The organism is Citromicrobium bathyomarinum, from assembly GCF_038594485.1.
Taxonomy (GTDB): domain Bacteria; phylum Pseudomonadota; class Alphaproteobacteria; order Sphingomonadales; family Sphingomonadaceae; genus Alteriqipengyuania; species Alteriqipengyuania bathyomarina_A.
Map to the genome: position 1 here is coordinate 138,371 of NZ_JBCFZG010000008.1, position 24,048 is coordinate 162,418.

Consider the following 24,048-nt stretch of genomic DNA (forward strand, 5'->3'; position numbering starts at 1 on the left):
CGCACCTATGCCGAGGATCCCGATTCCAGCGCTGCTCGGGCGCCTTGCGCGGATCGGGCTGGTCTTCGCCGCGGTCCTCGCATTTGTCTTCGCGATCCTGCCCGCGGTTCCGGGGCCGGAGACCTATAACGACAAGGTCCTGCACGGCGGCACGTTCTTCGTGCTGGCGTGCCTCGCCTCGGTCGGCTGGCGGCGCAGTTCGATAATCGTGCTGTTCATCGCCCTGACCGCGTTCGGCGGATTGATCGAAATCGTGCAGGGCCTCGACCTGTTGGGGCGCGATGCGGACTGGATGGACCTGCTGGCTGATATGGTCGGCGCGGCAATGGGCCTGATCCTGACACGCGCCATCACCCGCCCCGCCTGAACCCCCAAACGCCTCACCGGGTCGGCGCGTGGAAATCGGGCGGCTTGTCTGCGATCCATGCGAGAAATTTCGCGACCGTATCGTTTTCCTTCAGCCGCGCAGGATCGTCACCGATCCGGGCAAGCTCGGCGTTGGTAAAATTGGCGTGGATCGTCCTGTGGCAGATCGGGTGCACAGGCACCGTCGCCCTGCCCTTCTTCGCCTTGGGCACCGGATGATGCCATTGCAGGCGCGTCTCGATGGCGCGCCCACATAACCAGCAGGCGAGCGGCCCATCGGATCGATCAGTCCGGGTAATGGAACAGCTCGCTCGCGACGCCGCCATAATCGTCGCCCGCCATCACATCGACCGATTTAGGCTCGCCGGTACACTGCCTGTCGCTCAGCACCTTGCCGCCGCGCACGACCATCACTCCATCGGTGAATGCCGGATCGTTCGGCTCGCCCGGTGCGAAATTGGTGCGGACAGTGCGGCTGTACACGATGTAGCGCGTGGCATCGTTGACGAACTCGATCTGCGATTCACCCCCGCCCGAATAGGGCATGTTGGCAAAGCGTCCGCCGTTGAGAACCATTTCGGCAGTGTCCGAGCCATAGCGGTACTGCGCCTGCGGCTTGCCGGCCTCGTCGGTCACGCCGCACACCGCGATCTGCTTGCGCCCCGCCTCGCAGAAGAACAGCGTCCGCTCGCCCCGCCCGCAGGCGACCGGCTGCGCCATATCCCGCATGGCCGCTTCGGCGGAGGTGGCATCGTCCACCGTGGACATCTCTGGCGCGTCCGGAGCGGGGGCATCCGTCGATGCTTCGAGATCCTGCGTATCGAGCTGGTCTGCCCCGTCGCCCGCCGTGTTGTCGCAACCCGCGAGCGCCAGGCTCGCCGCACCGATCACGATCATCGCCCGCATCATTTCTTCTCCGCCGCCTTCTTGCGCTTCATGGCATCGTGGAAGCGATCGGCCCAGCCCGGCTTGATCGACTGTTCGGCGCGCTCCATCCGAAGCTCGCCTGCGGCGACGTCGCGGGTTACCGTGCTGCCCGCCGCAACGATCGCGTCCGCACCGATGGAAACGGGCGCGACCAGCGCTGAATTCGATCCGATGAACGCACGCTCCCCAATCACGGTCCTGTATTTGAAGTAACCATCGTAATTGCAGGTGATCGTGCCCGCGCCGACATTCGCGCCTGCCCCCACCTCGGCATCGCCCAGGTAGGTCAGGTGGTTGGCCTTCGCGCCTTCGCCCAGCGTTGCCTTCTTCATCTCGACGAAATTGCCGACCCTGCTGCCCTTCGCCATCACCGCACCGGGGCGCAGGCGGGCATAGGGGCCGACTTCGCAGCCCTCACCCACCGTGGCCCCTTCCAGATGGCTGAACGCCTTGATGTGCGCGCCGTCGGCGATGGTCACGCCAGGGCCGAAGACCACATTGGGGTCGATCGTCACGTCGCGACCGATCTGCGTGTCATAGCTGAAGAACACGGTTTCGGGCGCGCGCAGCGTGGCGCCGCCGGCCATCGCTTCCTCGCGCTTCAATTCCTGCCACTGCGCTTCGGCGCGGGCGAGTTCGGCGCGGCTGTTGATCCCGGCGACTTCGCCCGGATCGCTGGCGGTCACCGCCGCGCAAGTCTCGCCATCGGCAATCGCGATGTTGACGATATCGGGCAGGTAATATTCGCCCTGCGCATTGTCGTTGCCCACCCGCCGCAACAGCGCGAACATGTCTGCTGCGCGCGCCGCCATCAGACCCGAATTGCATAAGGTGCACGCGCGCTCTTCCTCGCTCGCGTCCTTGAATTCGACCATCTTGGCGATCCTGCCCTGATCGTCCGCAATCACACGGCCATAGGCGAGTGCGTCCTCGGGTTCGAACCCCAGCACCACCACCTTGGGCGCATCCTCGGCATGGAGCCGGTCGAGCATGGCCTGCATCGTCTCGCCGCGAACGAAGGGAACGTCGCCGTACAGCACCAGCACATCGCCGGTGAAATCGCCCAGCGCCTCTTCCGCCTGCTGCACCGCGTGGCCGGTGCCCAGCTGCGGCTCCTGCACGCGCGTCTGCGCTTCCTCGCCCAGCGCCGCCTCAAGCTGCTCGCGCCCCGCGCCGACCACCACGACCTTGTGTTTGGGGCCCAGCGTGTCGAGCGAGTCGATCAGGTGATGCAGCATCGGGCGACCCGCAATCGGGTGCAGCACCTTGTGCAGGTCGGACTTCATGCGGGTGCCTTTGCCCGCGGCGAGGATGATGGCGGCGAAATCTCTCATGCCCGTCGCTGTGCCACCATCGGCTTGCAGAATGAAGAAGCTTTCGCCACGCCGCCCTGCATGACCGATTTTCCATTCGACTCCATCGGCCTCGATCTCGACGGCACCCTGCTCGACACCAAGGCGGACCTTGCCGCGGCCGTGAACGTCGCGCTCGCCGAAGGCGGCTACGCGCAGGTGCCTGCCGAACAGGTCGAGGGCATGATCGGCGGGGGCGCGAAGATGATGCTCGCCCGCGCGATAGAGAGCCAGGGCGGGAGCATGGCAGAGGAGGATTTCCGCCCGCTCTACAAGGTGCTGCTGCGTTATTATTCGGAGAACAACGCGGTCCATTCGCGGCCCTTCCCCGGCGTGATCGACACGCTCGACCGGCTCGCGGCGATGGACGTGAAGCTGGCGGTGGTGACCAACAAGTTCGAAAGCTTCGCAAGCGGGATCCTGCGCCAGCTGGGCCTGGCCGACCGTTTCGTCACGTTGATCGGGGGAGACTCGCTGGGGCGCGATGCGGAAGGGAATTTCCGGGCCAAACCTGCGGCCGACCCGATCCACGCCGCGATCGAAAGGTGCAACGCCACCCGCCTCGCCTTCGTGGGCGACAGCTCGTACGATGTCATGGCTGCGCGCGCTGCGGATGTCCCGGTGGTCGCGGCGGGCTACGGCTATTGCGACAAGCCCGCAGATGAATTGGGCGCGGACGCGGTGATCGACCGATTCGATGCGCTGATTCCTGCGCTGGAAGCCCTTTAGGCCGCCAAGCGGCGCGCCCCGCCGCTACGGCAGCCACGTTTCGCCGGGGCGTTGTTGCAAGCGCCCCCGGAACCTGCCAACCCGGCGCCGTATTCAAACCGTAGAACACGAGAATGGAGAGACCCTCATGACCATTTCGTTCAAGGATAAAGTCGTCATCGTCACCGGTGCAGGCGGCGGCCTGGGCCGTGCCTATGCGCTCGAACTCGGTCGCCGCGGCGCGAAGGTCGTGGTCAACGACCTCGGCGGTGCGCGCGACGGCACCGGTTCGTCGGATGCAGCCGCCGAAGTGGTCGCCGAGATCGAGAAGGCTGGCGGCGAGGCGATGGCCAATGGTGGATCGGTCACCGAATACGAGCAGATGGAAAAGATGGTCGCCGACGCCAAGCAGAAGTGGGGCGGCGTGCACTGCCTCATCAACAATGCGGGCGTGCTGCGCGACAAGAGCTTCGCCAAGATGGAACCGGCCGACTTCGAATTCGTGGTCGACGTGCACCTCAATGGCTCGGCCAACGCGACCAAGGCCTGCTGGGACACGTTCCGCGACCAGGCCTATGGCCGCGTGCTGATGACCGCATCCTCGACCGGCCTGTTCGGCAATTTCGGCCAGGCGAACTACGGCGCGGCGAAGCTGGGCCTTGCGGGCCTTACCAAGACGCTCCAGCTCGAAGGTGCGAAGTACAATATCAAGGTCAACACGCTGTCGCCCGTCGCAGGCACGCGCATGACCGAAGACCTCTTTCCGAAGGAAGCGTTCGAGCTGTTCGCGCCCGAAAACGTGGTTCCGGCCGCCCTGTACCTCGTTAGCGAGGACGCGCCGAGCAACGCGATCGTCGGCGCGGGTGCCGGTGGCTTCCACTCGGCATGGGTCGTGATGAACGACGCCGTGTGGCTGCCCGAGGGTGAGCGCACGGTCGAAGGCTTTGCCGAGAACTGGGAAAAGATCAGCCAGTTCGACCACCTCAAGGCCCCGCAGTCGGGTGCCGAGCAGTCGGGTGCGATCCTGACCGCAATGCAGAAGGTCACGGGCAGCGGGCCCGACAGCGCGCGAGGCTAAGCCTCGAGCCATCTCCGACGGGCACGCTTTTTCGATAGCGCGCCTGTCAGGACTGCAATAGATTCCCCCTCGGAAGCTGAACCCGCCACGTTGGCCGGTAGCTTGCGAGGGGGATTTTTCATGGAAACGACGGAAGTGGGCGAAAGCGCGTCTCTCTCCGAAAATGGTATCGGCCGGCTGCAAGCGCGCGCGCGCAATGCCGGATACGCGATCTTTGCGGTTGTGATCATCTCCGCGATCGTGCTGGCGTTCGAGCTGCTCGAACTGGCCGGTGTGGTGAACCTCCTCTCGCCCGTTTATGGGCCGCTCGAGCAGATCTATACCGTTGTGCTGATCGCCCACACTGCGATCTTTTTGGTCTCTGTCGTGTTCGTCTGCATGTGGATCTATCGCGCGCACGCCAACCTGCGCGAGCGCGGAATCGAAATGGAGTCTTCGCCCGGCTGGACGGTCGGGTCGTTCTTCGTTCCCATCATAAACCTGTTCAAGCCGTTCCAGAACATGCGCGAACTGTGGGCGGAGAGCCATCTCGAAAGCGACTCCTATGGCGACCCGGCACCGGGGGAAATTGGCGCGTGGTGGGCGTGCTGGATCGTCGGCAACATCGTGTCCTACGTCAGCGTGCGGATGAGCGCTTTCGACACCGGAGAAGGTTTCAGCGTTAGCATTGCGATCGGAGCCGTGGGTAGCGGGCTGACAATCGCCTGCGCCCTGCTGTTGCGCACCATAATCACGGACATCACCTCGGCCCAGAATACCGAGCTGAACGTGCGGCAGGTGTTCGAGTAGAGCCGCGCCGCAACTGGCGGTCGCATAGGCGGATCGCAGACTGTGTTGACACTCTAATACACCGGTCGTAGCCTTCCCCGCTGAACAGGCAGGGGAGGGCTTGGCCGGTGTATTCGGAAGAAGATATCAATTCCGCCGTCGAGGCGGGTGCGTTGAGCGAGGATGCTGCGGCATCGTTTCGCGCGCACATGAGCGAGGTGCGCGGCATTTCGCGCGGGGACGAGGAGAACTTCAGGCTCCTCAATTCCTTCAACGACATTTTTGTCGCCATTGGCATCGCCATCATGCTGTTCGCGGCAGGCGCGATCGGGCAGCAACTCGGCAAGATGCTCGTCCCGCCGCCCGACTGGAACTGGGACGCGAACCTGACCGATGCCCAGTTCGCAGCTCTTAGCCGTCAGCAAAGCTTCAGCACCGCCGTTTCGGTGGCGATTGCGGCGGGCCTCGTTGCGGTCACGTCATGGCCGCTGGCAGAATTCTTCACCCGCGCGCGGCGCATGGCGCTGCCCAGCATCATCCTGCTGCTCGGCTTCGTCGGCGGCATCTTCGTCGGTTCTGCAGCGCTCGGCGTATCGTTGATCGGTACCGAGCAAAGCGAACCGCTGGCGGGCTATTTCATCGCCGGTGCCGGTGTGATCGCCGCGCTGGCTGCGTGGCTGCACTGGGCGCGGTTCAAGGTTCCTATCACGGTTGCTGCCGGCGCTGCCGCGCTCTCGGCCACGCTGATCGGTCTGATCCTGTCGGCGGTCGAACCGCTCGACATCGATGCGCAGGACGTGATGCTGTGGCTCACGCTGGTCGCGGGCCTGCTGGTGTTCGCCTTCGCGATGCGCTGGGACCTCAGCGATCCGGAGCGCACCACGCGCCGCAGCGACGTCGCCTTCTGGCTCCACCTGCTGGCCGCGCCGATGATTGCGCACCCGATCTTCTACACGCTGGGTGTCGTCGGCGGGTCGGATATTGGCCTCGCCAAGGCCATCTCCGTGCTGGCGATCTACGTCGCTTTCGGCATCGTGGCACTGATCGTGGACCGGCGGGCGCTGCTCGTCTCCGCTCTCGTCTACGTGCTGTTCGCGCTCGCCTTCCTGTTCGATCGCTTCGGCGCGGTCGAGCTGACTGTCGCGCTGACCGCGCTGGTGATCGGCTCCGCCCTGCTCACGCTGTCCGCCTTCTGGGCCCCGATCCGGCGCGGCGTTCTGGGGATCGTACCCGAAGACTGGCGCGATGCCCTGCCGAGCAGCGAGCGGGAGCTGGTTGCCGCCTGATCGGGTTGCATCCGCTATCGAGAAAGGCCCGCCGTCCCAAAGGATGGCGGGCCTTTTTGTCGGGTTAGTCGATCGCCTTGACCAGCCGCCGTTCGAGCGGGGCGAGGACGCCGGCGAGTTCGTGCCCGCGCTTCAGGATCTGGCCGTGTTCGCCGAACAGCGTCCACATGCCCTGCTTGTTGCGCAAGGATGGACGCTTCTCGACGCGGGCCTGCGGGCGCTCGGCGGTCCGGCGGAACGCGGCGAAGCTGGCTGCATCGCGGCCGAAATCCATCGCGTAGTCGCGCCACTCGCCCGCCGCGACCATGCGGCCATACAGGTCGAGGATACGCATCAGTTCGTCGCGGGCAAAGCCCACCTGGTTCGGTCGGGCGCCGGGAAAAGAAAGGATGGTGCCGCCTGCGGGCGTGCTCATCAGCTACCCGTCCCGCTGCGCCGCACCGGGTCATCATCCGGCTGCTGTTTCTTGAGCGCCTCGATCTCCGCGCGCAGCGATGCGAGCTCGGCCTCGAACGCGTCGGCGCGGCGTTTGCCTGCCGTGCTCTGATCCTCGCAAGGCTCATCGCACGGGGTGCCGTAGGGGATGAATTCGCGCAGCCATTCCTCTGCGGGAACAAGCGTCGAGCGTGCCTTCATGCCGATCATCGTCGCGCCATCGGGCACGTCGTCGGTCACCACCGCATTGGCCCCGATCCGCGCGCGTTCGCCGACCGTGATCGGCCCGATCACCTGCGCGCCCGAACCGATGATGGCGTAGTCGTTGATCGTCGGGTGGCGCTTGCCCGCCTTGCCGTTGGTCGGGTTGGTCCCGCCCAGCGTCACGCACTGGTAGATGGTCACCCAGTCGCCGATCTCGGCCGTCTCCCCGATGACGGTGAAGCCATGGTCGATGAAGAAGTACTTCCCGATGCTCGCACCGGGATGGATGTCGATCGCGGTCAGGAAGCGCGAGAAGTGGTTCACCAGCCGCGCAAGGAAATAGAGCTTCGCCTCGAACAGCCAGTGCGCGACGCGGTGCAGGCCCAGCGCAAGCACGCCCGGATAGAGCAGCACTTCCCACCGCGATCGTGGCGCGGGGTCCCGCTTCTTCACGGAGTCGAGATAGTCGATCAGACCCACGAACATCGTCTCACAAGTCTTCCACCCTTCCCCCGCTAAATCAAGCGGGCTTGCGCCGGGCCATCGATCGATTCGAGGGCATCGCGGCACAGGTTGCGCGTCGGGCGCGATTGTCGTTCCAGAGCGAGACGGTCGACTGCCGCGACGAAGCGTTCCGCCGCTTCGAAACTGCGCGTCATGCGCGGAATAACGTAGGCGAGCGATTCTTCGCCCAGCATCAGTCCGCGCCGCTCCGCATGGCTCAGGATCAGGTCCCGCATCATTTGATCGTCGGGCGCACCGATTTCAAGCGCCAGCGCCGCACCCAACCGCGATCTGAGATCGGGCAGCGCGATTTCCCACGGGGCGGCCGCAGGGATCAGCAGCAGCGCCGTGCCCTCTTCCTGCGCCCGGTTCCAGCGATGGAACAGCGCGGTCTCGTCCATGGCATCCGCCGGATCGATCGTTTCGCCCAATCCGGCATGTTCGAACCAGCGCCCCAGCAGCGACGTGCCCGAACGCGGCGGCCCGCGCAGGATCGCTGTTCGGAAAGGCCAGCTGGCGGGCGCACGCAGCGCCTCGACCACGCCAGAGTTTGCGCTGCCGATCACGATATGCTCGGGATCGCCCTCGCGCGCCGGAGGCAGCGGGAGCGCGATTTGCGATGCGGGACGGCCCATCCTCGCGGCCCCCGCCTAGCGACTGATCGTGAGGTTGCTACCGTCGCGCTGCACGTTGTAGCCGCGCTGCGCCAGCGCGCCGACGAGCTCGTCCTGAGATCCCGCATACGTCACGCTCAGCACCGAACTGCCACCGATCGCGGTGCTCGAAACCGATGCCCCGCGTATCCCAGGCGTGCCGCGCACGGTAGAGATCGCTGCATCGAAGGCGGCGGCATCGGGCGACGGGAAGGTGATGAACAGGTTGATGACCTGCGGGGTATCGTCGCCCTCGCCAGTCGCCACCTGCGCCGCATTCGCATCCGCCACGTTCTCTTCTTCGGTCTGGCGGGTGCGGGCGTTCGCTTCGGCCTGCGCCAGGATCGCGCGACTTTGTGCAATCAGCCTCGCGATGTCGGGATCGATCGATCCGCGCCCACGGTTGAGCGTCGGGTCGGGCCGGATCGTCCCCTTCTCGAGCGCGGTGACGAACATCTCGTCGAACTTTTCGACCGCGCGGTTCAGCATCGCGGGCAGTTGCCGCGGCGAATCGGCGCGCATCGTGAAGCTGCCGAGATATTCATTGTCCGGCCCATGGCGCGCCACGAAGCGCCCTTCGACGGGGCCGCCGGGATAGAGATAGCGCAGCTCTGCAATCGGGACGAGCACGTCGGCCGCGCCGAACTGGTCGAGAATGGTCGCCCACCAGTAACGGCTGCGGCGCCCCGTCTGACCGTAGGTGAGCAACAGCGATTCGCCCGCCTGCCCCGCAGGTCGCACGTAATCGACCCGGCTCGTGCCCGGCTGGTATTCGGCCCAGGCCCGCTGCCACGGGTTGACCTGTTCGTACATCAGCTCGCTGCCCGCGCTGATCGTCACCGGCAGAAGCAGCATCGGCGCGGAGCGGCGAGTCTCGCCCGAACGGCCCAGATAGCCAGCGGAACGCTGCCGGTCGAAGGTGACGCCCAGCGTCGCGATGTAACGTTTCGGCCCGGTTTCCTCGTGCTGGATGACGATAGAGGAGACCATGTCCTGTATCTGGCTTTCGGAAAGCTTGGGCCCGCCCAGCTTCTCCCACGCGAGGACCTGCGCCTGCTTCCACGCCTTCTGACGCGCTTCCTCGGCGGTGTCCGCGGTCACGTTGACCTCGATCCCGCCGACATTGATGTCGGTGCTGACCATCAGCGGCGCGATTCCGCGATCGCCCTGGACCTGCGCATTCGCCCAGCCCGCGTATAGCGCGGCCACTGCCCCGGCGAGGGCAAGAATGGCGATGGCGACACGCGCGAAAGGGGGGACGGAAAGGGTCATCGGGAAAATCGGGTGCCTTTTGCCCAAGTGGCGATGGATTTCCAAGCGCGAATGCGTAAGACGGGCCGCGATGAACGATCCCGAAACAGGCTACACCTACGAAAGCGCGGGTGTCTCGATCGCGGCGGGTAACGCGCTGGTCAAGGCAATCGGCCCGCTGGTGCGCGCAACCGCGCGGCCCGGTGCCGATGCGGAGCTGGGCGGCTTCGGCGCTTTCTTCGATCCCAAGGCGGCAGGTTTCAAGGACCCGCTGCTGGTCGCGGCGAATGATGGGGTCGGCACGAAACTGAAGCTGGCCATCGACCACGACCGGCACGACACGGTCGGCATCGATCTGGTCGCAATGTGCGTCAACGACCTGATCGTGCAGGGCGCAGAGCCGCTGTTCTTCCTCGACTATTTCGCCACCGGCAAGCTCGAAAGCGGCGTCGCGGAGCGGGTGATCGCGGGCATCGCGGATGGTTGCAAGCAGGCCGGCTGCGCGCTGATCGGCGGCGAAACGGCGGAAATGCCGGGCATGTATGCGCAGGGCGACTACGACCTTGCAGGCTTCTGCGTCGGCGCGGTCGAGCGCGGGGCACAGCTGACCGGCGAACGTATCGCTCCGGGTCATGTACTGATCGGGCTGGCCAGCTCGGGCGTGCATTCCAACGGCTTTTCGCTCGTGCGGCGGCTCGCGGAGGATAAGGGCTGGAAAATGGACCGCCCGGCCCTGTTCGATCAGGACCGGCTGCTGGTCGATCACCTGATGGAGCCCACGCGAATCTACGTGGCGAGCCTGCTGCCACTGATCCGCGATGGCCTGATCGACGGGCTGGCGCACATCACCGGCGGCGGACTGCTCGAGAATATACCGCGTGCACTGCCCGATGGCACGCGCGCGAAGGTACACGCACATCGCTGGCCGCTCCCGCGCCTGATGGCCTTCCTGCAGGCGCAGGGGAATATCGAACCGGGCGAACTGGCGCGCACCTTCAACTGCGGCATCGGCATGGTGCTGATGGTGGCCGAGGAACACGTCGACGCGGTCACGCAGCGGCTCGAAGAGGCTGGCGAAACCGTCTTCCCGATCGGCGAAGTCGTCGAAGGGACGCGCGGCTGCGACGTCGACGGAACCGCCGGGCTGTGGTCCGCGCAGAACGACTGGGTCGGAGAGCATGATCACTGAGACTCATGAGCGCTGAGGATCGGCGCGCGAAAGTCGCGGTGCTGATCTCGGGCGCGGGCTCGAACATGGCCGCGTTGCTTTATGCCAGCCGCCAAGGTGCGCCGTTCGAAATCGTGCTGGTCGCAAGCAACGATCCGCACGCAGGCGGGCTCTCGCTCGCCGAGGCGGAGGGCATTCCCACCTTTGCGCTCTCGCACAAGGGGCTCAAGCGCGCCGAGCACGACGGGGCGATGGATGCGGCGATCCGCCAAAGCGGTGCCGAATTCGTCGCGCTGGCGGGCTACATGCGGGTGCTGTCGGACGAGATGGTGCAGCGATGGGAAGGCCGGATGCTCAATATCCACCCCTCGCTTCTGCCCAAGTACAAAGGGCTCGACCCGCACGCCCGCGCACTGGAGGCGGGGGACGAAGTGGTCGGCGCATCGGTCCATCTCGTCACCACCGAGCTCGACGGCGGCGAGGTGCTGGGGCAGGCAGAGGTCGCGGTGATGGACGGTGACACGCCCGAAACGCTGGCCCACCGCGTGAAAGTGGCGGAGCACCAGCTCTACCCCCGCGTGCTGGGCGACTACGTGTCGCGCCCCTATGACCCGCAGTGGCTGCTGGCCCGTTTGACCGGGATGGCGCTGGCGCTCCCCGAAGCCGAAGCCGCGACCAGCCACGGATCACCCGGGTTCAAGATCGCGGGCAAGAGCGGCAAGTTCTTCGCCCATTTCGCCGATCGCCACCACGGCGCGGAAGCGATCGCACTGCTCGCCAAAACCAGCGGTCAGGACGAATTGTCCGATCTGGTGGAACGCGATCCCGAAGTGTTCTTCCGCCCCGCCTATTACCACGCCAGCGGCTGGGTCGGCATCTCGCTCAACCGCCCGGACTGCGACTGGAATCAGGTGCAGCACTGGCTGGAACGCTCATGGCGCAGCGTCGCGCCCAAGCGGCTGACCAAGCTGATGGATGCGGCTGAGGAGTTTTAGGGCTTCCATTGTGGACCGCTCGTCCTGAGCTTGTCGAAGGGCTGTCTTTCCTCCGGGCTGGCTGTGGCTTCCCGGTGGAACGATGTTTCGACAGGCTCAGCATGAGCGGAATTTGGCCTCTCGCCCTCAACCCACCACGCTCACACCCGGCGGGTAATACGTAAGCTCGATCCGCAGACCATCCGGATCGGGCAGGAACAGTGCCTGTGCGCCGTCCAGGTCCTGCACCGGCTGCGGGTCCATTCCCGCCGCATTCAGTGCTTCGCGCAACGCATGAACGCTTTCCCCGCTCGGCATGCCAAGGCCCCAGTGATTAAGGCCCGCGCCGTATCGCTCGTAGGGCCGCGTTCCTTCCTTGGCTTTCATGAACTGGAGCCAGAAGCCGTCCCCGTCCGTCCAGATGCCGGGTTTCGGGTTGGTGAAGCCGATCAGCGGCAGCAATACACCGTAAAACGCCTCGCTCGCGGCGCGATCCGAATAGAGGATGGTCAGATGATCGAGGCGAGGCTTGGTGCTCATCTTCGCGATATGGGAGCGCGCAAAAACGAAACAAGCGGCGCTCCCTCAAGGGAACGCCGCTCGTGTCTACCGCCGGAGCGGTAAGTCTTTAGCCGACGATCTCGTCATCGTTGAAGAAGAACGCGATTTCGGTCGCGGCGTTCTCGTCGCTGTCCGAACCGTGGACCGAGTTCGCTTCGATCGATTCGGCGTAGGTCTTGCGGATCGTGCCGTCGGCGGCGTCGGCCGGGTTGGTCGCGCCCATCACGTCGCGGTTGCGCTTCACGGCGTCTTCGCCTTCGAGAACCTGCACGACCACCGGGCCGCTGGTCATGAAGTCGACCAGTTCGCCGTAGAACGGACGTTCGGCGTGAACTTCGTAGAACTTCTTGGCCTGGTCCTCGCTCATGTGGATGCGCTTGGACGCGACGACGCGCAGGCCGGCTTCTTCCAGCATCTTGGTGACGGCGCCGGTCAGGTTGCGACGGGTGGCGTCGGGCTTGATGATCGAAAAGGTGCGGGTAACCGCCATGGTCGTATCCTTCGTATTGTCAGGGGGAAATGGATTGCGCGCGCCAGTAGCAGCTTCGGCGCAAGCCGCAAGTGCGTGGGACTCGCGTGGAAGCTCAGGCGACCTTTACCCAGCGCCCCTCGCGCTGTTCGTAGAAGGACCGCTCCAGCCCGTCGCGAGTGGAAACCTCGCGCCATGCGGTGCGCGCAGCGTCGCGCCCCGAATCGTCGAACAGCAGGAACACGCGCTCGAACGCGCCGCCTTCCAGGGCCTCCGCCCGCCACGTCCCGTCAGCCAGAATGCAGGCGCTCGCTCCGTTCGGCGCTGCGCAGCTTTCCGACAACAGGATCGGCTGGCGCGCGTCGTGCTCGCCGCCTGCGGGCCCGTTGGCGAGGAAGGCCTGCGGCGCGTCCCACAATGCCTGCTCTAGCGCGACATGCTGCGCAACATCTTCGCTGACCACCAGCGCGCGGCCGCCCTCGCCCAGCACACGCTCGGCGATCATCGCGACGACGCGCTCCGCCGGGTCGCGGCTCAGCAGCCAGAAATCCACCTTCATACGGTGGAGCTAGCCGATCTGGACGACCGGCGACAGCGCTCGGAGCAATACTTCACACTGTCCCAGTCGCGCTCCCACTTCTTGCGCCAGGCGAAGGGCAACCCGCAGGCCGCGCAGATCTTGCTCGGCAGGTCGCCCTTCTTGGGCATTTTAGGCATTTTTTCTGCCTACCGCTTCGCTGCTTGAGGCATGGGGCCCGCGCCCACGATCAGCCTTCCAGCACGTCGCGCACATATTGGTCGAGCAGGCGCACGCCGTATCCGGTCGCGCCCTTGCCCCAGGTTGCACCCGGCTTGTTCGACCAGGCCATCCCGGCAATGTCGAGGTGCGCCCAGGGCGTGCCGTCCTTGATGAAGCGCTTGAGGAATTGCGCCGCGGTGATCGAGCCTGCTTCGCGCGGGCCGACGTTCTTCATGTCGGCGATCGGCGAATCGATCAGCTTGTCGTAGGCCGGGCCGATTGGCATGCGCCACACCTTGTCGCCGCTGATCTTGCCCGCAGCCGACAGGTCCTCGGCCAGCGTATCGTCGTTGGAGAACAGCCCCGCCTGCTCGTTGCCCAGCGCGATCAGCATCGCACCGGTCAGCGTGGCGAGGTCGATCACCGCAGCGGGCTTGTACTCTTCCTGCGCCCAGTGGAGCGCGTCGCACAGCACCAGCCGCCCTTCGGCGTCGGTGTTGATGACTTCGACCGTCTGGCCGCTCATCGTCTTGACGACGTCGCCGGGGCGCTGCGCCTTGCCGTCGGGCATGTTCTCGACCAGCCCGCACACGCCGATCACGTTCGCCTTGGCCTTGCGCTTGGCGAGCGCGACCATGGTTCCGGCCACCGCGCCAGCGCCGCCCATGTCCCACTTCATGTCTTCCATGCCGGCGCCCGGCTTGATCGAGATGCCGCCACTGTCGAAGGTGACGCCCTTGCCGACGAACAGCGTCGGCTTTTCACCCTCGGCGCCACCGTTCCACTTCATCGCGAGGATACGCGAAGGGCGGTCGGAACCCTGCCCGACGCCGAGCAGCGCGCCCATGCCGAGCTTTTCCATCTCGGCATCGTCCAGCACGGTGATCTCGATCCCCGTGCCGCCCAGCGCCTCGCGGCAGCGTTCGACGAAGCTTTCGGGGTAGAGGACATTGGCGGGTTCGGTGACGAGCGTCTTGGTGAATTCGACGCCTTCGGCCAGTGCGCTTTCGCGGGCCCATGCGTCCTGCGTGCCGTCGGGTGCGCCGATCACGACGACGTTCTTGAGAGAGACCTTCTCTGCATCCTTCTGCGTGGTGCGATATTCGTCCCACTGCCACGCGCGCAGCCGCAGGCCGAGGAGGACCGCCGCCGCATCGTCCGCCGACAGTCCGCGATCCCCAAGATCGAGGGCGATGCTGGTTTCGCCAGAGGTCAGGTATTTCGCGGCGAGCGCACCGCCCGCCTTTTCGAGATTCGCGCGGCGATCGCTTGCATCGGGCTGGCCTGCACCGGCCAGCGCGACGCGCACGACCTTGCCAGCGCGCTCTACAAACCCTTCGGTCACCTGCCCCGGCGAACCCTTGAAACGCCCGCGCTTCGCCGCTTCGGCGAGCGCCGGTTCGATACCCTCCGGCATCGAATCCTTGTTCGCAATCGAAGCAAGAAGGGCCGCATCGGCGGGGAAGGTGTCGGCGAAGGTGAACTGCATAAGGAAGGAATCCTCCGAAAGAATTTTGTGGGGCCGGCGCACCAATCGACTGGTTGCGTTCGCATGGACCGCCAAGTGCGATTGCGATTAGGAAGGCTCGGTGCAATAGGCAAGCGATGCTCCCGAGCGATCGTTCCTCTCTTGCCTCACCCGCGAACCGCGCATCGCTCCTCGCCGGGGCGGCGCTGGCCGCGCTCGGCGCGATCGGCCTCGGCACCCCGGCGGCGGCGCAGGATGCCACGCAGGGCCCACCCACCGCCGACCAGCCGGACGGCGTCGAGGACGCGGTACAGGATTATATCGAGGGCGAGGCCCCGGCCCCCGGCACCGAGCGCGAGATCGGGTTCGAGGCGGACACGCTCGAATATGATTCGGATGCCGATACGATCGTCGCGCGCGGCAATGTGGTGCTGCGCGAGAGCGAACGATCGGTGCGCGCAGACCAGGTCCGGTGGGATCGGCCCGCCGGGCAGATCCAGGCGAGCGGCAATGTCCGCTACGTCGATGGCGACGGCAACCAGCTCTATGCGAGCGAGCTTGAGCTGACCGACAAGTTCGAAACCGGCTCGCTCGAAGACCTGCTGCTGGTCCTGCGCGAAGGCGGAAGGCTGGCGGCCGAGCGTGGCGAGCGAACCGAGGACGGGCGCGTCGCACTGCAGCGGGCAGTCTATTCGGGCTGTTCGGTGGTCACCTCCGACGGCTGCCCCAAGAACCCGAGCTGGAAGATCACGGCGGAGCGCGTCACCTACGATCCCGATACCAGCAAGATTCGCTTCCAAAACGGCTTCTTCTCGCTGTTCGGGCAGCGCCTTGTGCCCCTCCCCACGCTCGAACTGCGCACCGACGGCGGGCCCACCTCGGGCTTCCTCGTGCCCAATCTGCGCATCTCGCGTTCCAACGGGGTGGAACTGAGCGGCGATTATTACTGGCGGCTCGCCGATAACCGCGACCTCCAGATCGGCGCCTATCTGTATTCGCAGGCGATGCCGATGGTCAGCGCGAAATATCGCGAGCTGACCGGCAACGGGGCATATCAGGTGACCGGCTACGCCACGCACAGCCGGCGGATCGACACCGATTCGCTGACCGCGCAGGACCAGCGCGATTTCCGCGGCTATATCGCCGCCAACGGGCGCTTCATCCTCGACGAGAACTGGCAGTTCACCGGCTCCACGCGGCTCGCCAGCGACCGCACCTTCCTGCGCCGTTACGATATCAGCCGGGATGACCGCCTGCGGACGATGGCCGAGCTGGAGCGGATCGACAGGGACAGCTATTTCGTGGTTGCGGGCTTCGCCACGCAGACCCTGCGGCTCGACCGCGAACAGGGCGAGATACCGCTCGCGCTTCCGCTGATCGACTATCGCCGCCGGATCGACGAGCCACTGCTCGGCGGCACGGTGACGCTGCGCGGCAACAGCCTCGCGATCACGCGCGACGAGGGCCAGGATACCCAGCGCGCGCTGGCATCTGCCCAGTGGGACCTGCGCCGGGTGACGCCGCTGGGGCAGGTGGTGCAGCTGACCGCGCTCGCCAGGGGCGATGTGTACCACACGGCCAATGGGTCGCAGACCACGATCGCGAGCTATCGCGGCAACGATGGGTGGGAAACGCGCGCGATCGCGCTGGCTGCGGTCGATGTGTCGTGGCCGCTGGTCGGGCCGCTGTTCGGCGGTACGCAAGTGCTCACCCCGCGCGTCCAGATTGTCGCCACCCCGCCGATCGAGAATACGGCCATCCCCAACGAGGATTCGCGCGCGATCGATCTGGAAGACGTCAACCTGTTCTCGCTCAACCGTTTCCCGGGCGACGACCGGTTCGAAGATGGCGCGCGCGTGACCTACGGCGTCGAATGGGAAATGACCAAGCCCGACTGGCGGGTATCGGCCAATATCGGGCAATCCTACCGCCTCGACGACAAGCAGATCATCTTCCCCGACGGCACCGGCCTGTCGGACCGTTTCTCCGACATCGTCGGGCGCGCGCGGGTACGGTACAAGGATTTCGTCTCCTTCACCTACCGCTTCCGGCTCGACAAGGACGACCTGACCCCGCGCCGGACGGAAGTCGACGCGACGATCGGCAGCCGACGCACCTATGCCGAAATCGGCTACCTGCGGCTCGACCGGAACATCCCGCTCGCGAACGAGGAACTGGGCGACCGCGAGGAATTGCGCGCGGCAGGCCGGTTCGCTTTCGCCGATTACTGGTCCGTCTTCGGATCGGCGGTGGTCAACATGACCAACCGCAACGAGGACCCGACGCTGCAATCCGACGGGTTCGAGCCGATCCGCACCCGCCTGGGCATCGCCTACCAGGACGACTGCATCGATCTGGGGCTGACCTGGCGGCGCGATTTCGTCAGCCAGGGCGATGCCTTGCGCGGCAACACGATCGAACTGACTTTCCGCCTGCTCAACCTCGGCGGGGGCGGCTAGGTGCGGGACAGGCCTTGCTGCTGCATTGGCAGGCGCGGCCAGACGCGCTAGGGGCGACGCATTACGGACTCAGGCAATGTTCAGCCTCGCGGTCCGATGGAACTTCCTCGGGTGAACCCCGAACACCCTGAAATTATGCGGACAACAGGTTTCTTCGTGATCGACAGCATCTTCAGTAAGGTCGCCACCGGCCTCGCAACGCTTGCAATGACCACCCTGCCCGTCGCCGCCCAGGCGCAGCAGGCGCAGGAGCAGATGGACCAGGCGCAAGAGGCGGAAACGTCGGCGGCCAGCCCGTTCGGCATCCCGTCGGACGTGGTCATGTTCGAAAAGCACGATCCCAACATTCGCACCGCAACCGCGAAGGTGAACGGCGCGATCATTACCGGCACCGATATCGACCAGCGCGTCGCGCTGGTGCTGGCCGCATCGCAGAACCAGGACCTTTCCGCAGAGGAACTGCAGGCGCTGCGGATGCAGGTTTTGCGCAACCTGATCGACGAAACGCTGCAGATCCAGGCGGCCGCCGCGCAGGACATGACGGTCAACGCGGACGAGGTGAATGAGCGTTACCTCGGACTCGCGCAGCAGAACTTTCCCGAACGCCCCGCAGCGATGGACGAATACCTGACCAAGATCGGTTCATCGCCTGCCGCGCTCAAGCGCCAGATCGAAGGCGAAGTGGCGTGGAGCATGCTGATCCAGCGCAATGTCTCCCCCTTCGTCAACGTATCGGCCGACGAGGTGAACGAGATCATCAAGCAGCTGGAGGAATCGCGCGGGCAGTTCGAATACCGCCTTGCCGAAATCTATCTCTCCGCAACGCCGGAAACTGCCGCCGCGACCAAACGCAACGCGCAGCAGATCATGGAACAGATCAGCAAGGGCGCCAATTTCCAGGCCTTTGCCAAGCAGTATTCCGAATCGAGCACTGCCGCGGTCGGTGGCGATCTCGGCTTTGTGCGCCTCGCCACGCTGCCGAACGAGATGGCCGACGTGGCCAAGGGCCTCGAGGTCGGCCAAGTGGTTGGCCCCGTGCAGATCCCCGGTGGCTTCGTGATCATGCTGCTGCTCGACAAGCGGCAGATCCTGATGGCCGATCCGCGTGACGCAAGTCTCAGTCTCAAGCAGATCTCGATCAGTTTCGAGCCGGACGTGAGTCAGGAAGAGGCCAACGCCAAGGTACAGAAGTTCGCCGAAGCGGTAAGCTCGATCCGCGGCTGCGGCGATGCAGCCCGCGCTGCCGGCACTGTCGGCGCGAGCGTGGTCGACAACAACTCGATCAGGATTCGCGATCTTCCCGAGCAGCTCCAGTCGGCCATGCTCCAGTTGCAGGTCGGCCAGGCGACCCCGCCCTTCGGTTCGCTGCAGGACGGCGTCCGGGTCCTGCTGCTGTGCGGACGCGACGATCCGGAAGTGGCCGAAAAGCCCGACTTCAAGCAGATCATGGACCAGATCGAAAACGAGCGGATCGGCAAGCGCGCGCAGCGTTACCTGCGTGACCTGCGCAACGACGCGATCATCGAATACAACTGATCCGGTGCCCGAACCGGTAAACGCCCCTCTCCCGCTGGCCGTCACCATCGGTGACCCTGCGGGCGTCGGGCCGGAGATCCTCGCGCATATCAAGGCGCGCGAGGCCGAGTTCGGCTTGCCAGCGCTGCGGCTGGTGGGTCCATCCACCGCGTCCTTCCGCCCCGGCCAGCCCGATCGCGCGTCCGCCCAGTACGCTCTCGACGCGCTGGAGCAGGCGGTCGCCCTGGTCCGTTCGGGCGAGTGCGGCGCTCTGGTCACCGGTCCGGTCGCAAAGTCCGCCATTGCAGAGATCGATCCGTCCTTTGTCGGGCAGACCGAATACCTCGCGGATGCCTGTGGGATGGCGCGCGAGGATGCGGTGATGATGCTCGCCGGGCCATCGCTCAAAACCGTACCGATGACGGTGCACTGCGCTCTGGCCGACGTGCCGGCACGCCTTTCGCAAGACCTGATCGTGCAGCGCACCCGCATCGTCCGCCATGCGCTGCGGCGCGATTACGGGATCGAAAATCCGCGCATCGCCATCGCCGGGCTCAACCCGCACGCGGGCGAAGATGGCCGCATGGGGCGCGAGGAGATCGAGGTGATCGCCCCGGCCATCGCTACGCTGCGCGCCGAAGGCATCGATGCGACCGGCCCGCATCCTGCCGACACGCTGTTCGCCCCGCACAAGCGCGGCACCTACGATGTTGCGATCGCGATGTACCACGATCAGGCGCTGGTCCCGATCAAGGCGCTCGATTTCGACGAGGGCGTGAACGTGACGCTGGGCCTGCCGATCGTGCGCACCTCGCCCGATCACGGCACAGCGTTCGACATCGCGGGCAAGGGCATCGCGCGCCCCGACGCGATGATCGCCGCGATCCGCATGGCGGGCGAGATTGCCGCGCGGCGTGCAGCATCCGCTCAAAACCGCTTGCCCTGAGCTTGTCGAAGGGCGGTACTTCCTGTTTGAGGTGGTCAAAGAAGATGGGCAGCCCTTCGACAGGCTCAGGACAGGCGGAATCACATAATTGACCCAAGGCCCCGACCTTCCCCCTTTGCGCGAAGTGATCGCGGCGCATGGGCTCAGCGCGTCCAAGGCGCTTGGCCAGAATTTCCTGTTCGACGAGCAATTGCTCTCCCGCATCGCGGCGATCCCGGGCGACCTGTCTGGCAGGAATGTGCTTGAAATCGGCCCCGGCCCCGGCGGCCTCACCCGCGCCCTGTTGCGCGCAGGTGCGAACGTTACGGCGATCGAGATGGACCGCCGCTGCCTGCCCGCGCTCGCCGAGCTGGGTGAGGCCTTCCCCGGCCAGTTAACCGTGATCGAGGGCGATGCGCTGAAGATCGATCACGACGCGATCTTCAACGGCGAACCCTACGCAATCCTCTCCAACCTGCCTTACAACGTGGGAACCGCGCTTTTCACGCGGTGGATGGGGGGCGAGGAATGGCCGCCCAACTGGACTTCGCTGACGCTGATGTTCCAGCAGGAGGTCGCGCAGCGGATCGTCGCTCAGCCGGGCGGTTCGGCCTACGGGCGGCTCGCGGTCCTTGCCCAGTGGCGCGCCACCGCGAAACTGGCGATGAAGGTCCACCGCAGCGCCTTCACCCCGCCGCCCAAGGTGATGAGTGCCATCGTCCATGTCGAACCCGCCACGATGCCGGAGGGCGTGTCGGCGGCGAAGCTGGAGCAGGCGACCGCCGCCGCCTTCGGCCAGCGCCGCAAGATGCTGCGCCAGAGCCTGAAGGGCGTGCCGGGTGCGCTGGATGCACTCGAAGCGCTGCATATCGAACCCACGCGCCGCGCCGAAACGCTCGACATCGGCGAGTTCGTCGAGCTTGCGCGCTTCCTCACCGCCTCCAGCTGAGCCGCTGCGCAGCGACACCTTGCGGCAAGCCGTCGCCACTCCAACGATGTGGCTTGCCGTCCAGCGCTGCTAGTCCGCTTTCCCGAGCCCGCGCATCAGCCGCAAGGCGTTCCGGCATGCGGCTGCGTCGTCGCTGCACACAGCGAGCTGATCGAGCGAATCCTCCAGATCAGAGGTGACGTACCGCAAGTTTTCGATGCGATTGCGCTCCATGAACTGGTCAAGGTCGTCGGCACCGTTCCCGGCTTCGGCCACCTGCCCGACATGCCCGCTCTTGCGCAGCGCCACCCGTGTCCGCTCGACCTTTTCTATTGCGGGATTGGCCCGCAGACCCAGCACCTCGACCGCCGCGAACCAGGGGGCCAGTTCGGCAGCGAATTCGCGCGGGGTGAATTCGATCACATGAAAGCGGTTCCATGGGCGCTTCCCCGGCTCGAGACGAATACACGCATTGGGTGTGGTGAAGATCGCCACCCCGCCCGGCGCGAGCACACGGCGCATTTCGGCAAGCATCCGGTCGCGGGCGACGACATGCTCGATCACCTGTGCGCAGATAATCAGGTCGAACGCGTCGTCGGCAAAAGGCAGATCGGCCCCGTCGGCGACGCGAAAATCTATCGGACTGGGCGTCACAAGCGCATTGGCCTGCGCAATCAGCCGCTCGGAAACGTCGCACCCCGCCACACTCGCCGCCACGAACGAGAGCATCTGGCTGCCGTATCCGTTGTTGCACCCCAGATCGAGCACGCGTCGATCGCGCGCCAGGGGAAGGGCGCGAACATAGGGCAAGCGGTGGAACAGCGAGATGACGTATTTCTCGATGCTGGCAAACCCGGCCAGGTTGACCGAGCGGTGGCCGGCCGCATGGCTGGCGACCATCTCGTCATGCGATATTGGTCTCGTGTCGGCCATGAGCCATCATGTCGCGGAGGTAAGTCCGACGCAATGGGTAGCGCTGTCCTCACCGCTTTGCGGCAACCCGATGAAGGCTGCCCACACTCTCTCTGCCCGACCGGACTTGGCCCGCCGCCCCGCGCAGGCTAGGCCCCGGGCATGAGCAGACTTTCCGGCCCCCTCCAGCAGGCCATCGAAACCATCGACGGCGCGGCAATGCTCGCGCAGGTGGAGCGCTGGGCACGTATCAATTCGGGCACTTCCAATCTCGAAGGGCTCGCCCGCATGGCGGAGGAACTGAGCGAGGCGTTCTCTACCTTGCCCGGCACGATCACGCTGGAAGAGCCTGCGCCGGTGACGGCGGTGGACGCCAGCGGCAAGGAAACAGCGGTGCAGAGCGGCAAGCACGTCGTCCTGCGCGTGCGCCCCGATGCTGAGCGGCGCTTCATCCTGACCGGCCACATGGACACCGTCTTCCCCGCCGATCACCCGTTTCAGGAGTTGACCTGGCTCGACGAGCATACGCTCAACGGCCCCGGCACCGCCGACATGAAAGGTGGCCTCGCGATCATCCTCGCCTCGCTGACCGCGCTCGAGCAGATCGAGGCATGGCAGCAGGTCGGCTACGACGTACTGATCAATGCGGACGAGGAGACCGGCTCGCTCTCCTCCGCCCCGCTGATCGAGCGGCTGGCCGCAGGCAAGTACGCCGCACTTACCTTCGAACCCGCAGCAACGCCCGAAGGGACGCTCGCCCATGCGCGCGGCGGCAGCGGGAATTACAGCCTGACCGTGACGGGCAAGTCCGCCCATGCCGGGCGTAACCCGCACGAGGGGCGCAACGCGATCGTCGCCGCCTCCACGCTCGCGGTGCGGCTCAAGGAATTGCAGCGCGACGATATCAGCGTGAACCCGGCCAAAATCGACGGCGGTGCGGCGAACAACGTCGTGCCCGACCATGCGGTGTTGCGCTTCAACATCCGCCCCAAGGAGCCCGCCGCTGCGGAGCGCTTCGAGGCGGAGATGCACGCGCTGATCGGCGAGGTGAAGCAGGCGCAGGAGGTCGACATCACGATCCACGGCGGCATCTCGCGCCCGCCCAAGCCGGTCGACCGCAAGGCGCAGGCGCTGTTCGACCTCGTGCGCGAATGCGGCGCCGAGCTGGGGCAGGAGATCGACTGGAAATCGACCGGGGGCGTGTGCGACGGCAACAACATCGCGGCCACGGGCGTGCCGGTGGTCGATACGATGGGCGTGCGTGGCGGCAAGATTCACTCGCCCGATGAATTCATGATTGTGCCAAGTCTTGCAGAACGCGCCGCGCTGGCGGCGATGGTCCTGCACCGGCTTGCAACGGAGAATCTGCTGTGAGTTTCGTGATCCGCCCGTCGCGCGAAGACGACCTTGAACACCTGTACGAAATGGCGAAGCTGACCGGCGGCGGGTTCACCAACCTGCCCGCCGACCGTGACGCGCTGAATGGTAAGCTCGAAAAGTCGGCGAAGGCCTTTGCCAATACCGAAGATGCGCTGACCGACGAGACCTTCCTGCTGGTGCTCGAAAATACCGAGACCGGTGCGGTGCGCGGCACCTGCCAGCTGATGACGCAGGTGGGCCAGCAGTGGCCGTTCTATTCCTACCGCCTGAACACGCTGACCCAGTACAGCCAGGAGCTGGACCGCACCGTGCGCGCCGAAATGCTGCATCTCGTCACCGATCTGGAAGGGTGCAGCGAAGTCGGCGGGCTGTTCCTCCATCCGAACGAACGCGCCGGCGGGCTCGGCCTGCTGCTCGCGCGCAGCCGTTACCTGTTCATCGCGATGCACCGCGCGCGCTTCGCCGAACGGGTGCTGGCAGAACTGCGCGGGATCATCGACGATCGCGGCGGCTCGCCCTTCTGGGATGGCGTTGCGGGCCGCTTCTTCGGGATGACCTTCCAGGAAGCCGACTATTTCAATGCGATCAACGGCAACCAGTTCATCGCCGACCTGATGCCCAAGCACCCGGTCTATGTCGCGATGCTCGACGATGATGCGCGCGAAGTGATCGGCCTGCCCCACCCCACGGGGCGCGCCGCGATGAAGATGCTGGAGAACGAGGGTTTCCGTTTCGAAGGCTATGTCGACATTTTCGACGGCGGCCCGACCATGCTCGCGCGCACCGACGATGTGGTGAGCGTGGCCGATGCGAATCCGCTGACGCTTGGCAGCGCGGCGCTCGACAGCGGGGAGCGCGCGCTCCTCGCCACCGGGCACCTGACCGATTTCCGCTGCTGCTACGGCACGCGCTCGGTCGACGGGGACAGCATCGCGATCGATCCCGCGGGTGCCGAAACCTTGCGGGTGGGCGAAGGCGACACCGTGTGGAGCGTGGCGAAGTGAGGCAGAAGCGCCTT

At 65.7% G+C, this 24,048-nt stretch carries 26 protein-coding genes; 13 read left to right on the top strand and 13 right to left on the bottom strand.

Features of this window, described 5'->3' with window-relative positions; all coding sequences use genetic code 11:
- The first annotated feature begins 7 nt into the window (after positions 1 to 7).
- Positions 8 to 367: a VanZ family protein gene (locus tag AAG591_RS13470; RefSeq protein WP_342531905.1), complete on the top strand. Its 360-nt coding sequence runs from the start codon at positions 8 to 10 to the stop codon at positions 365 to 367.
- A gap of 13 nt (positions 368 to 380) precedes the next feature.
- Here the strand turns inward: AAG591_RS13470 and AAG591_RS13475 are convergent, their stop codons facing one another.
- Genes AAG591_RS13475 through glmU form a run of 3 tightly spaced genes read right to left on the bottom strand, consistent with a single transcriptional unit; the run spans position 381 to position 2,627 of the window.
- Positions 381 to 692 carry an HNH endonuclease gene (locus tag AAG591_RS13475; RefSeq protein WP_342531906.1) on the bottom strand — a complete coding sequence of 104 codons (312 nt, stop codon included), beginning with the start codon at positions 690 to 692 and terminating at the stop codon, positions 381 to 383.
- Positions 652 to 1,275 (bottom strand): hypothetical protein, encoded by a 624-nt coding sequence (locus AAG591_RS13480; protein ID WP_342531907.1) that lies wholly within the window; start codon positions 1,273 to 1,275, stop codon positions 652 to 654. The genes AAG591_RS13475 and AAG591_RS13480 overlap by 41 nt, the downstream gene beginning before the upstream one ends.
- Entirely contained in the window at positions 1,272 to 2,627 is a 1,356-nt protein-coding gene (glmU, locus tag AAG591_RS13485) for a bifunctional UDP-N-acetylglucosamine diphosphorylase/glucosamine-1-phosphate N-acetyltransferase GlmU (RefSeq protein WP_342531909.1), read from the bottom strand. The genes AAG591_RS13480 and glmU overlap by 4 nt, the downstream gene beginning before the upstream one ends.
- Before the next feature lie 60 nt (positions 2,628 to 2,687).
- On the opposite strand from glmU, the gene AAG591_RS13490 reads away from it, so the two are divergent.
- The 4 genes from AAG591_RS13490 (at position 2,688) to AAG591_RS13505 (ending at position 6,485) form a co-directional block, all read left to right on the top strand.
- The gene (locus tag AAG591_RS13490) at positions 2,688 to 3,374 is read left to right on the top strand and encodes an HAD hydrolase-like protein (protein ID WP_342531910.1); all 687 of its coding nucleotides are present in this window, start codon (positions 2,688 to 2,690) and stop codon (positions 3,372 to 3,374) included.
- A 127-nt stretch (positions 3,375 to 3,501) separates the two neighbouring features.
- Positions 3,502 to 4,431: an SDR family NAD(P)-dependent oxidoreductase gene (locus AAG591_RS13495; RefSeq protein WP_342531911.1), complete on the top strand. Its 930-nt coding sequence runs from the start codon at positions 3,502 to 3,504 to the stop codon at positions 4,429 to 4,431.
- 120 nt (positions 4,432 to 4,551) lie between these two features.
- Positions 4,552 to 5,220, top strand: a complete 669-nt coding sequence (locus AAG591_RS13500) for a DUF4328 domain-containing protein (RefSeq protein WP_342531912.1) — start codon at positions 4,552 to 4,554, stop codon at positions 5,218 to 5,220.
- Positions 5,221 to 5,327: 107 nt separating this feature from the next.
- On the top strand, positions 5,328 to 6,485 hold the full coding sequence (locus AAG591_RS13505) for a hypothetical protein (RefSeq protein ID WP_342531914.1): 1,158 nt from the start codon (positions 5,328 to 5,330) through the stop codon (positions 6,483 to 6,485).
- Between the two features lie 64 nt (positions 6,486 to 6,549).
- Here the strand turns inward: AAG591_RS13505 and AAG591_RS13510 are convergent, their stop codons facing one another.
- The 4 genes from AAG591_RS13510 to AAG591_RS13525 are packed head-to-tail and all read right to left on the bottom strand — an operon-like array spanning position 6,550 to position 9,553.
- Positions 6,550 to 6,900 carry a DUF2794 domain-containing protein gene (locus AAG591_RS13510; protein WP_342531915.1) on the bottom strand — a complete coding sequence of 117 codons (351 nt, stop codon included), beginning with the start codon at positions 6,898 to 6,900 and terminating at the stop codon, positions 6,550 to 6,552.
- On the bottom strand, positions 6,900 to 7,610 hold the full coding sequence (epsC, locus tag AAG591_RS13515) for a serine O-acetyltransferase EpsC (protein ID WP_342531916.1): 711 nt from the start codon (positions 7,608 to 7,610) through the stop codon (positions 6,900 to 6,902). The genes AAG591_RS13510 and epsC overlap by 1 nt, the downstream gene beginning before the upstream one ends.
- 29 nt (positions 7,611 to 7,639) lie before the next feature.
- Positions 7,640 to 8,263 (bottom strand): P-loop NTPase family protein, encoded by a 624-nt coding sequence (locus tag AAG591_RS13520; RefSeq protein WP_342531917.1) that lies wholly within the window; start codon positions 8,261 to 8,263, stop codon positions 7,640 to 7,642.
- Positions 8,264 to 8,278: 15 nt separating this feature from the next.
- A complete protein-coding gene (locus AAG591_RS13525; protein WP_342531918.1) occupies positions 8,279 to 9,553 on the bottom strand; it encodes a heavy-metal-associated domain-containing protein in 1,275 nt (424 codons plus the stop codon).
- 70 nt (positions 9,554 to 9,623) lie between these two features.
- Between AAG591_RS13525 and purM the strand changes: the two genes are divergently transcribed.
- Together purM and purN are read left to right on the top strand one after the other, a co-directional pair.
- Entirely contained in the window at positions 9,624 to 10,721 is a 1,098-nt protein-coding gene (gene purM / locus AAG591_RS13530; protein WP_342531919.1) for a phosphoribosylformylglycinamidine cyclo-ligase, read from the top strand.
- A 5-nt stretch (positions 10,722 to 10,726) separates the two neighbouring features.
- Positions 10,727 to 11,695, top strand: coding sequence for a phosphoribosylglycinamide formyltransferase (gene purN, locus AAG591_RS13535; RefSeq protein WP_342531920.1), 969 nt, complete (start codon positions 10,727 to 10,729; stop codon positions 11,693 to 11,695).
- Positions 11,696 to 11,821: 126 nt separating this feature from the next.
- On the opposite strand, the gene AAG591_RS13540 is transcribed toward purN, so the two are convergent.
- The 5 genes from AAG591_RS13540 to AAG591_RS13560 form a co-directional block, all read right to left on the bottom strand.
- Entirely contained in the window at positions 11,822 to 12,214 is a 393-nt protein-coding gene (locus AAG591_RS13540; protein WP_342531921.1) for a VOC family protein, read from the bottom strand.
- A gap of 88 nt (positions 12,215 to 12,302) precedes the next feature.
- Positions 12,303 to 12,725 carry a nucleoside-diphosphate kinase gene (ndk, locus tag AAG591_RS13545; protein WP_342531922.1) on the bottom strand — a complete coding sequence of 141 codons (423 nt, stop codon included), beginning with the start codon at positions 12,723 to 12,725 and terminating at the stop codon, positions 12,303 to 12,305.
- A gap of 94 nt (positions 12,726 to 12,819) precedes the next feature.
- Positions 12,820 to 13,263 carry a DNA polymerase III subunit chi gene (locus AAG591_RS13550; protein ID WP_342531923.1) on the bottom strand — a complete coding sequence of 148 codons (444 nt, stop codon included), beginning with the start codon at positions 13,261 to 13,263 and terminating at the stop codon, positions 12,820 to 12,822.
- Entirely contained in the window at positions 13,260 to 13,421 is a 162-nt protein-coding gene (locus AAG591_RS13555) for a DUF2256 domain-containing protein (protein WP_342531924.1), read from the bottom strand. The genes AAG591_RS13550 and AAG591_RS13555 overlap by 4 nt, the downstream gene beginning before the upstream one ends.
- A gap of 50 nt (positions 13,422 to 13,471) precedes the next feature.
- A complete protein-coding gene (locus AAG591_RS13560) occupies positions 13,472 to 14,932 on the bottom strand; it encodes a leucyl aminopeptidase (RefSeq protein ID WP_342531925.1) in 1,461 nt (486 codons plus the stop codon).
- A 116-nt stretch (positions 14,933 to 15,048) separates the two neighbouring features.
- On the opposite strand from AAG591_RS13560, the gene AAG591_RS13565 reads away from it, so the two are divergent.
- The 4 genes from AAG591_RS13565 (at position 15,049) to rsmA (ending at position 20,759) form a co-directional block, all read left to right on the top strand.
- On the top strand, positions 15,049 to 17,370 hold the full coding sequence (locus tag AAG591_RS13565) for an LPS-assembly protein LptD (protein WP_342531927.1): 2,322 nt from the start codon (positions 15,049 to 15,051) through the stop codon (positions 17,368 to 17,370).
- A 135-nt stretch (positions 17,371 to 17,505) separates the two neighbouring features.
- A complete protein-coding gene (locus AAG591_RS13570) occupies positions 17,506 to 18,906 on the top strand; it encodes a peptidylprolyl isomerase (protein ID WP_342531929.1) in 1,401 nt (466 codons plus the stop codon).
- 4 nt (positions 18,907 to 18,910) lie between these two features.
- Positions 18,911 to 19,831, top strand: a complete 921-nt coding sequence (gene pdxA, locus AAG591_RS13575) for a 4-hydroxythreonine-4-phosphate dehydrogenase PdxA (RefSeq protein WP_342531930.1) — start codon at positions 18,911 to 18,913, stop codon at positions 19,829 to 19,831.
- 115 nt (positions 19,832 to 19,946) lie between these two features.
- Positions 19,947 to 20,759 (top strand): 16S rRNA (adenine(1518)-N(6)/adenine(1519)-N(6))-dimethyltransferase RsmA, encoded by an 813-nt coding sequence (rsmA, locus tag AAG591_RS13580; protein ID WP_342531931.1) that lies wholly within the window; start codon positions 19,947 to 19,949, stop codon positions 20,757 to 20,759.
- Between the two features lie 69 nt (positions 20,760 to 20,828).
- Here the strand turns inward: rsmA and AAG591_RS13585 are convergent, their stop codons facing one another.
- Positions 20,829 to 21,671 (bottom strand): class I SAM-dependent methyltransferase, encoded by an 843-nt coding sequence (locus AAG591_RS13585; protein ID WP_342531933.1) that lies wholly within the window; start codon positions 21,669 to 21,671, stop codon positions 20,829 to 20,831.
- A gap of 141 nt (positions 21,672 to 21,812) precedes the next feature.
- Here AAG591_RS13585 and AAG591_RS13590 point away from each other — a divergent pair, with 141 nt between their 5' ends.
- Both AAG591_RS13590 and AAG591_RS13595 read left to right on the top strand, forming a co-directional pair.
- Positions 21,813 to 23,024, top strand: coding sequence for a hydrolase (locus AAG591_RS13590; RefSeq protein ID WP_342531934.1), 1,212 nt, complete (start codon positions 21,813 to 21,815; stop codon positions 23,022 to 23,024).
- Positions 23,021 to 24,034, top strand: a complete 1,014-nt coding sequence (locus AAG591_RS13595; protein ID WP_342531935.1) for an arginine N-succinyltransferase — start codon at positions 23,021 to 23,023, stop codon at positions 24,032 to 24,034. Before AAG591_RS13590 ends, AAG591_RS13595 begins: the two co-directional genes overlap by 4 nt.
- The last annotated feature ends 14 nt before the right edge of the window (positions 24,035 to 24,048 follow it).

Excerpts from the sequence above, each read along its gene's own strand:
- AAG591_RS13470 (WP_342531905.1), top strand. The coding sequence starts at position 8 with ATGCCGAGGATCCCGATTCCAGCGCTGCTCGGGCGCCTTGCGCGGATC.
- AAG591_RS13475 (WP_342531906.1), bottom strand. The coding sequence starts at position 692 with ATGGCGGCGTCGCGAGCGAGCTGTTCCATTACCCGGACTGATCGATCC.
- AAG591_RS13480 (WP_342531907.1), bottom strand. The coding sequence starts at position 1,275 with ATGATGCGGGCGATGATCGTGATCGGTGCGGCGAGCCTGGCGCTCGCG.
- glmU (WP_342531909.1), bottom strand. The coding sequence starts at position 2,627 with ATGAGAGATTTCGCCGCCATCATCCTCGCCGCGGGCAAAGGCACCCGC.
- AAG591_RS13490 (WP_342531910.1), top strand. The coding sequence starts at position 2,688 with ATGACCGATTTTCCATTCGACTCCATCGGCCTCGATCTCGACGGCACC.
- AAG591_RS13495 (WP_342531911.1), top strand. The coding sequence starts at position 3,502 with ATGACCATTTCGTTCAAGGATAAAGTCGTCATCGTCACCGGTGCAGGC.
- AAG591_RS13500 (WP_342531912.1), top strand. The coding sequence starts at position 4,552 with ATGGAAACGACGGAAGTGGGCGAAAGCGCGTCTCTCTCCGAAAATGGT.
- AAG591_RS13510 (WP_342531915.1), bottom strand. The coding sequence starts at position 6,900 with ATGAGCACGCCCGCAGGCGGCACCATCCTTTCTTTTCCCGGCGCCCGA.
- epsC (WP_342531916.1), bottom strand. The coding sequence starts at position 7,610 with ATGTTCGTGGGTCTGATCGACTATCTCGACTCCGTGAAGAAGCGGGAC.
- AAG591_RS13520 (WP_342531917.1), bottom strand. The coding sequence starts at position 8,263 with ATGGGCCGTCCCGCATCGCAAATCGCGCTCCCGCTGCCTCCGGCGCGC.
- AAG591_RS13525 (WP_342531918.1), bottom strand. The coding sequence starts at position 9,553 with ATGACCCTTTCCGTCCCCCCTTTCGCGCGTGTCGCCATCGCCATTCTT.
- purM (WP_342531919.1), top strand. The coding sequence starts at position 9,624 with ATGAACGATCCCGAAACAGGCTACACCTACGAAAGCGCGGGTGTCTCG.
- purN (WP_342531920.1), top strand. The coding sequence starts at position 10,727 with ATGAGCGCTGAGGATCGGCGCGCGAAAGTCGCGGTGCTGATCTCGGGC.
- AAG591_RS13540 (WP_342531921.1), bottom strand. The coding sequence starts at position 12,214 with ATGAGCACCAAGCCTCGCCTCGATCATCTGACCATCCTCTATTCGGAT.
- ndk (WP_342531922.1), bottom strand. The coding sequence starts at position 12,725 with ATGGCGGTTACCCGCACCTTTTCGATCATCAAGCCCGACGCCACCCGT.
- AAG591_RS13550 (WP_342531923.1), bottom strand. The coding sequence starts at position 13,263 with ATGAAGGTGGATTTCTGGCTGCTGAGCCGCGACCCGGCGGAGCGCGTC.
- AAG591_RS13555 (WP_342531924.1), bottom strand. The coding sequence starts at position 13,421 with ATGCCTAAAATGCCCAAGAAGGGCGACCTGCCGAGCAAGATCTGCGCG.
- AAG591_RS13560 (WP_342531925.1), bottom strand. The coding sequence starts at position 14,932 with ATGCAGTTCACCTTCGCCGACACCTTCCCCGCCGATGCGGCCCTTCTT.
- AAG591_RS13565 (WP_342531927.1), top strand. The coding sequence starts at position 15,049 with ATGCTCCCGAGCGATCGTTCCTCTCTTGCCTCACCCGCGAACCGCGCA.
- AAG591_RS13570 (WP_342531929.1), top strand. The coding sequence starts at position 17,506 with ATGCGGACAACAGGTTTCTTCGTGATCGACAGCATCTTCAGTAAGGTC.
- AAG591_RS13585 (WP_342531933.1), bottom strand. The coding sequence starts at position 21,671 with ATGGCCGACACGAGACCAATATCGCATGACGAGATGGTCGCCAGCCAT.
- AAG591_RS13590 (WP_342531934.1), top strand. The coding sequence starts at position 21,813 with ATGAGCAGACTTTCCGGCCCCCTCCAGCAGGCCATCGAAACCATCGAC.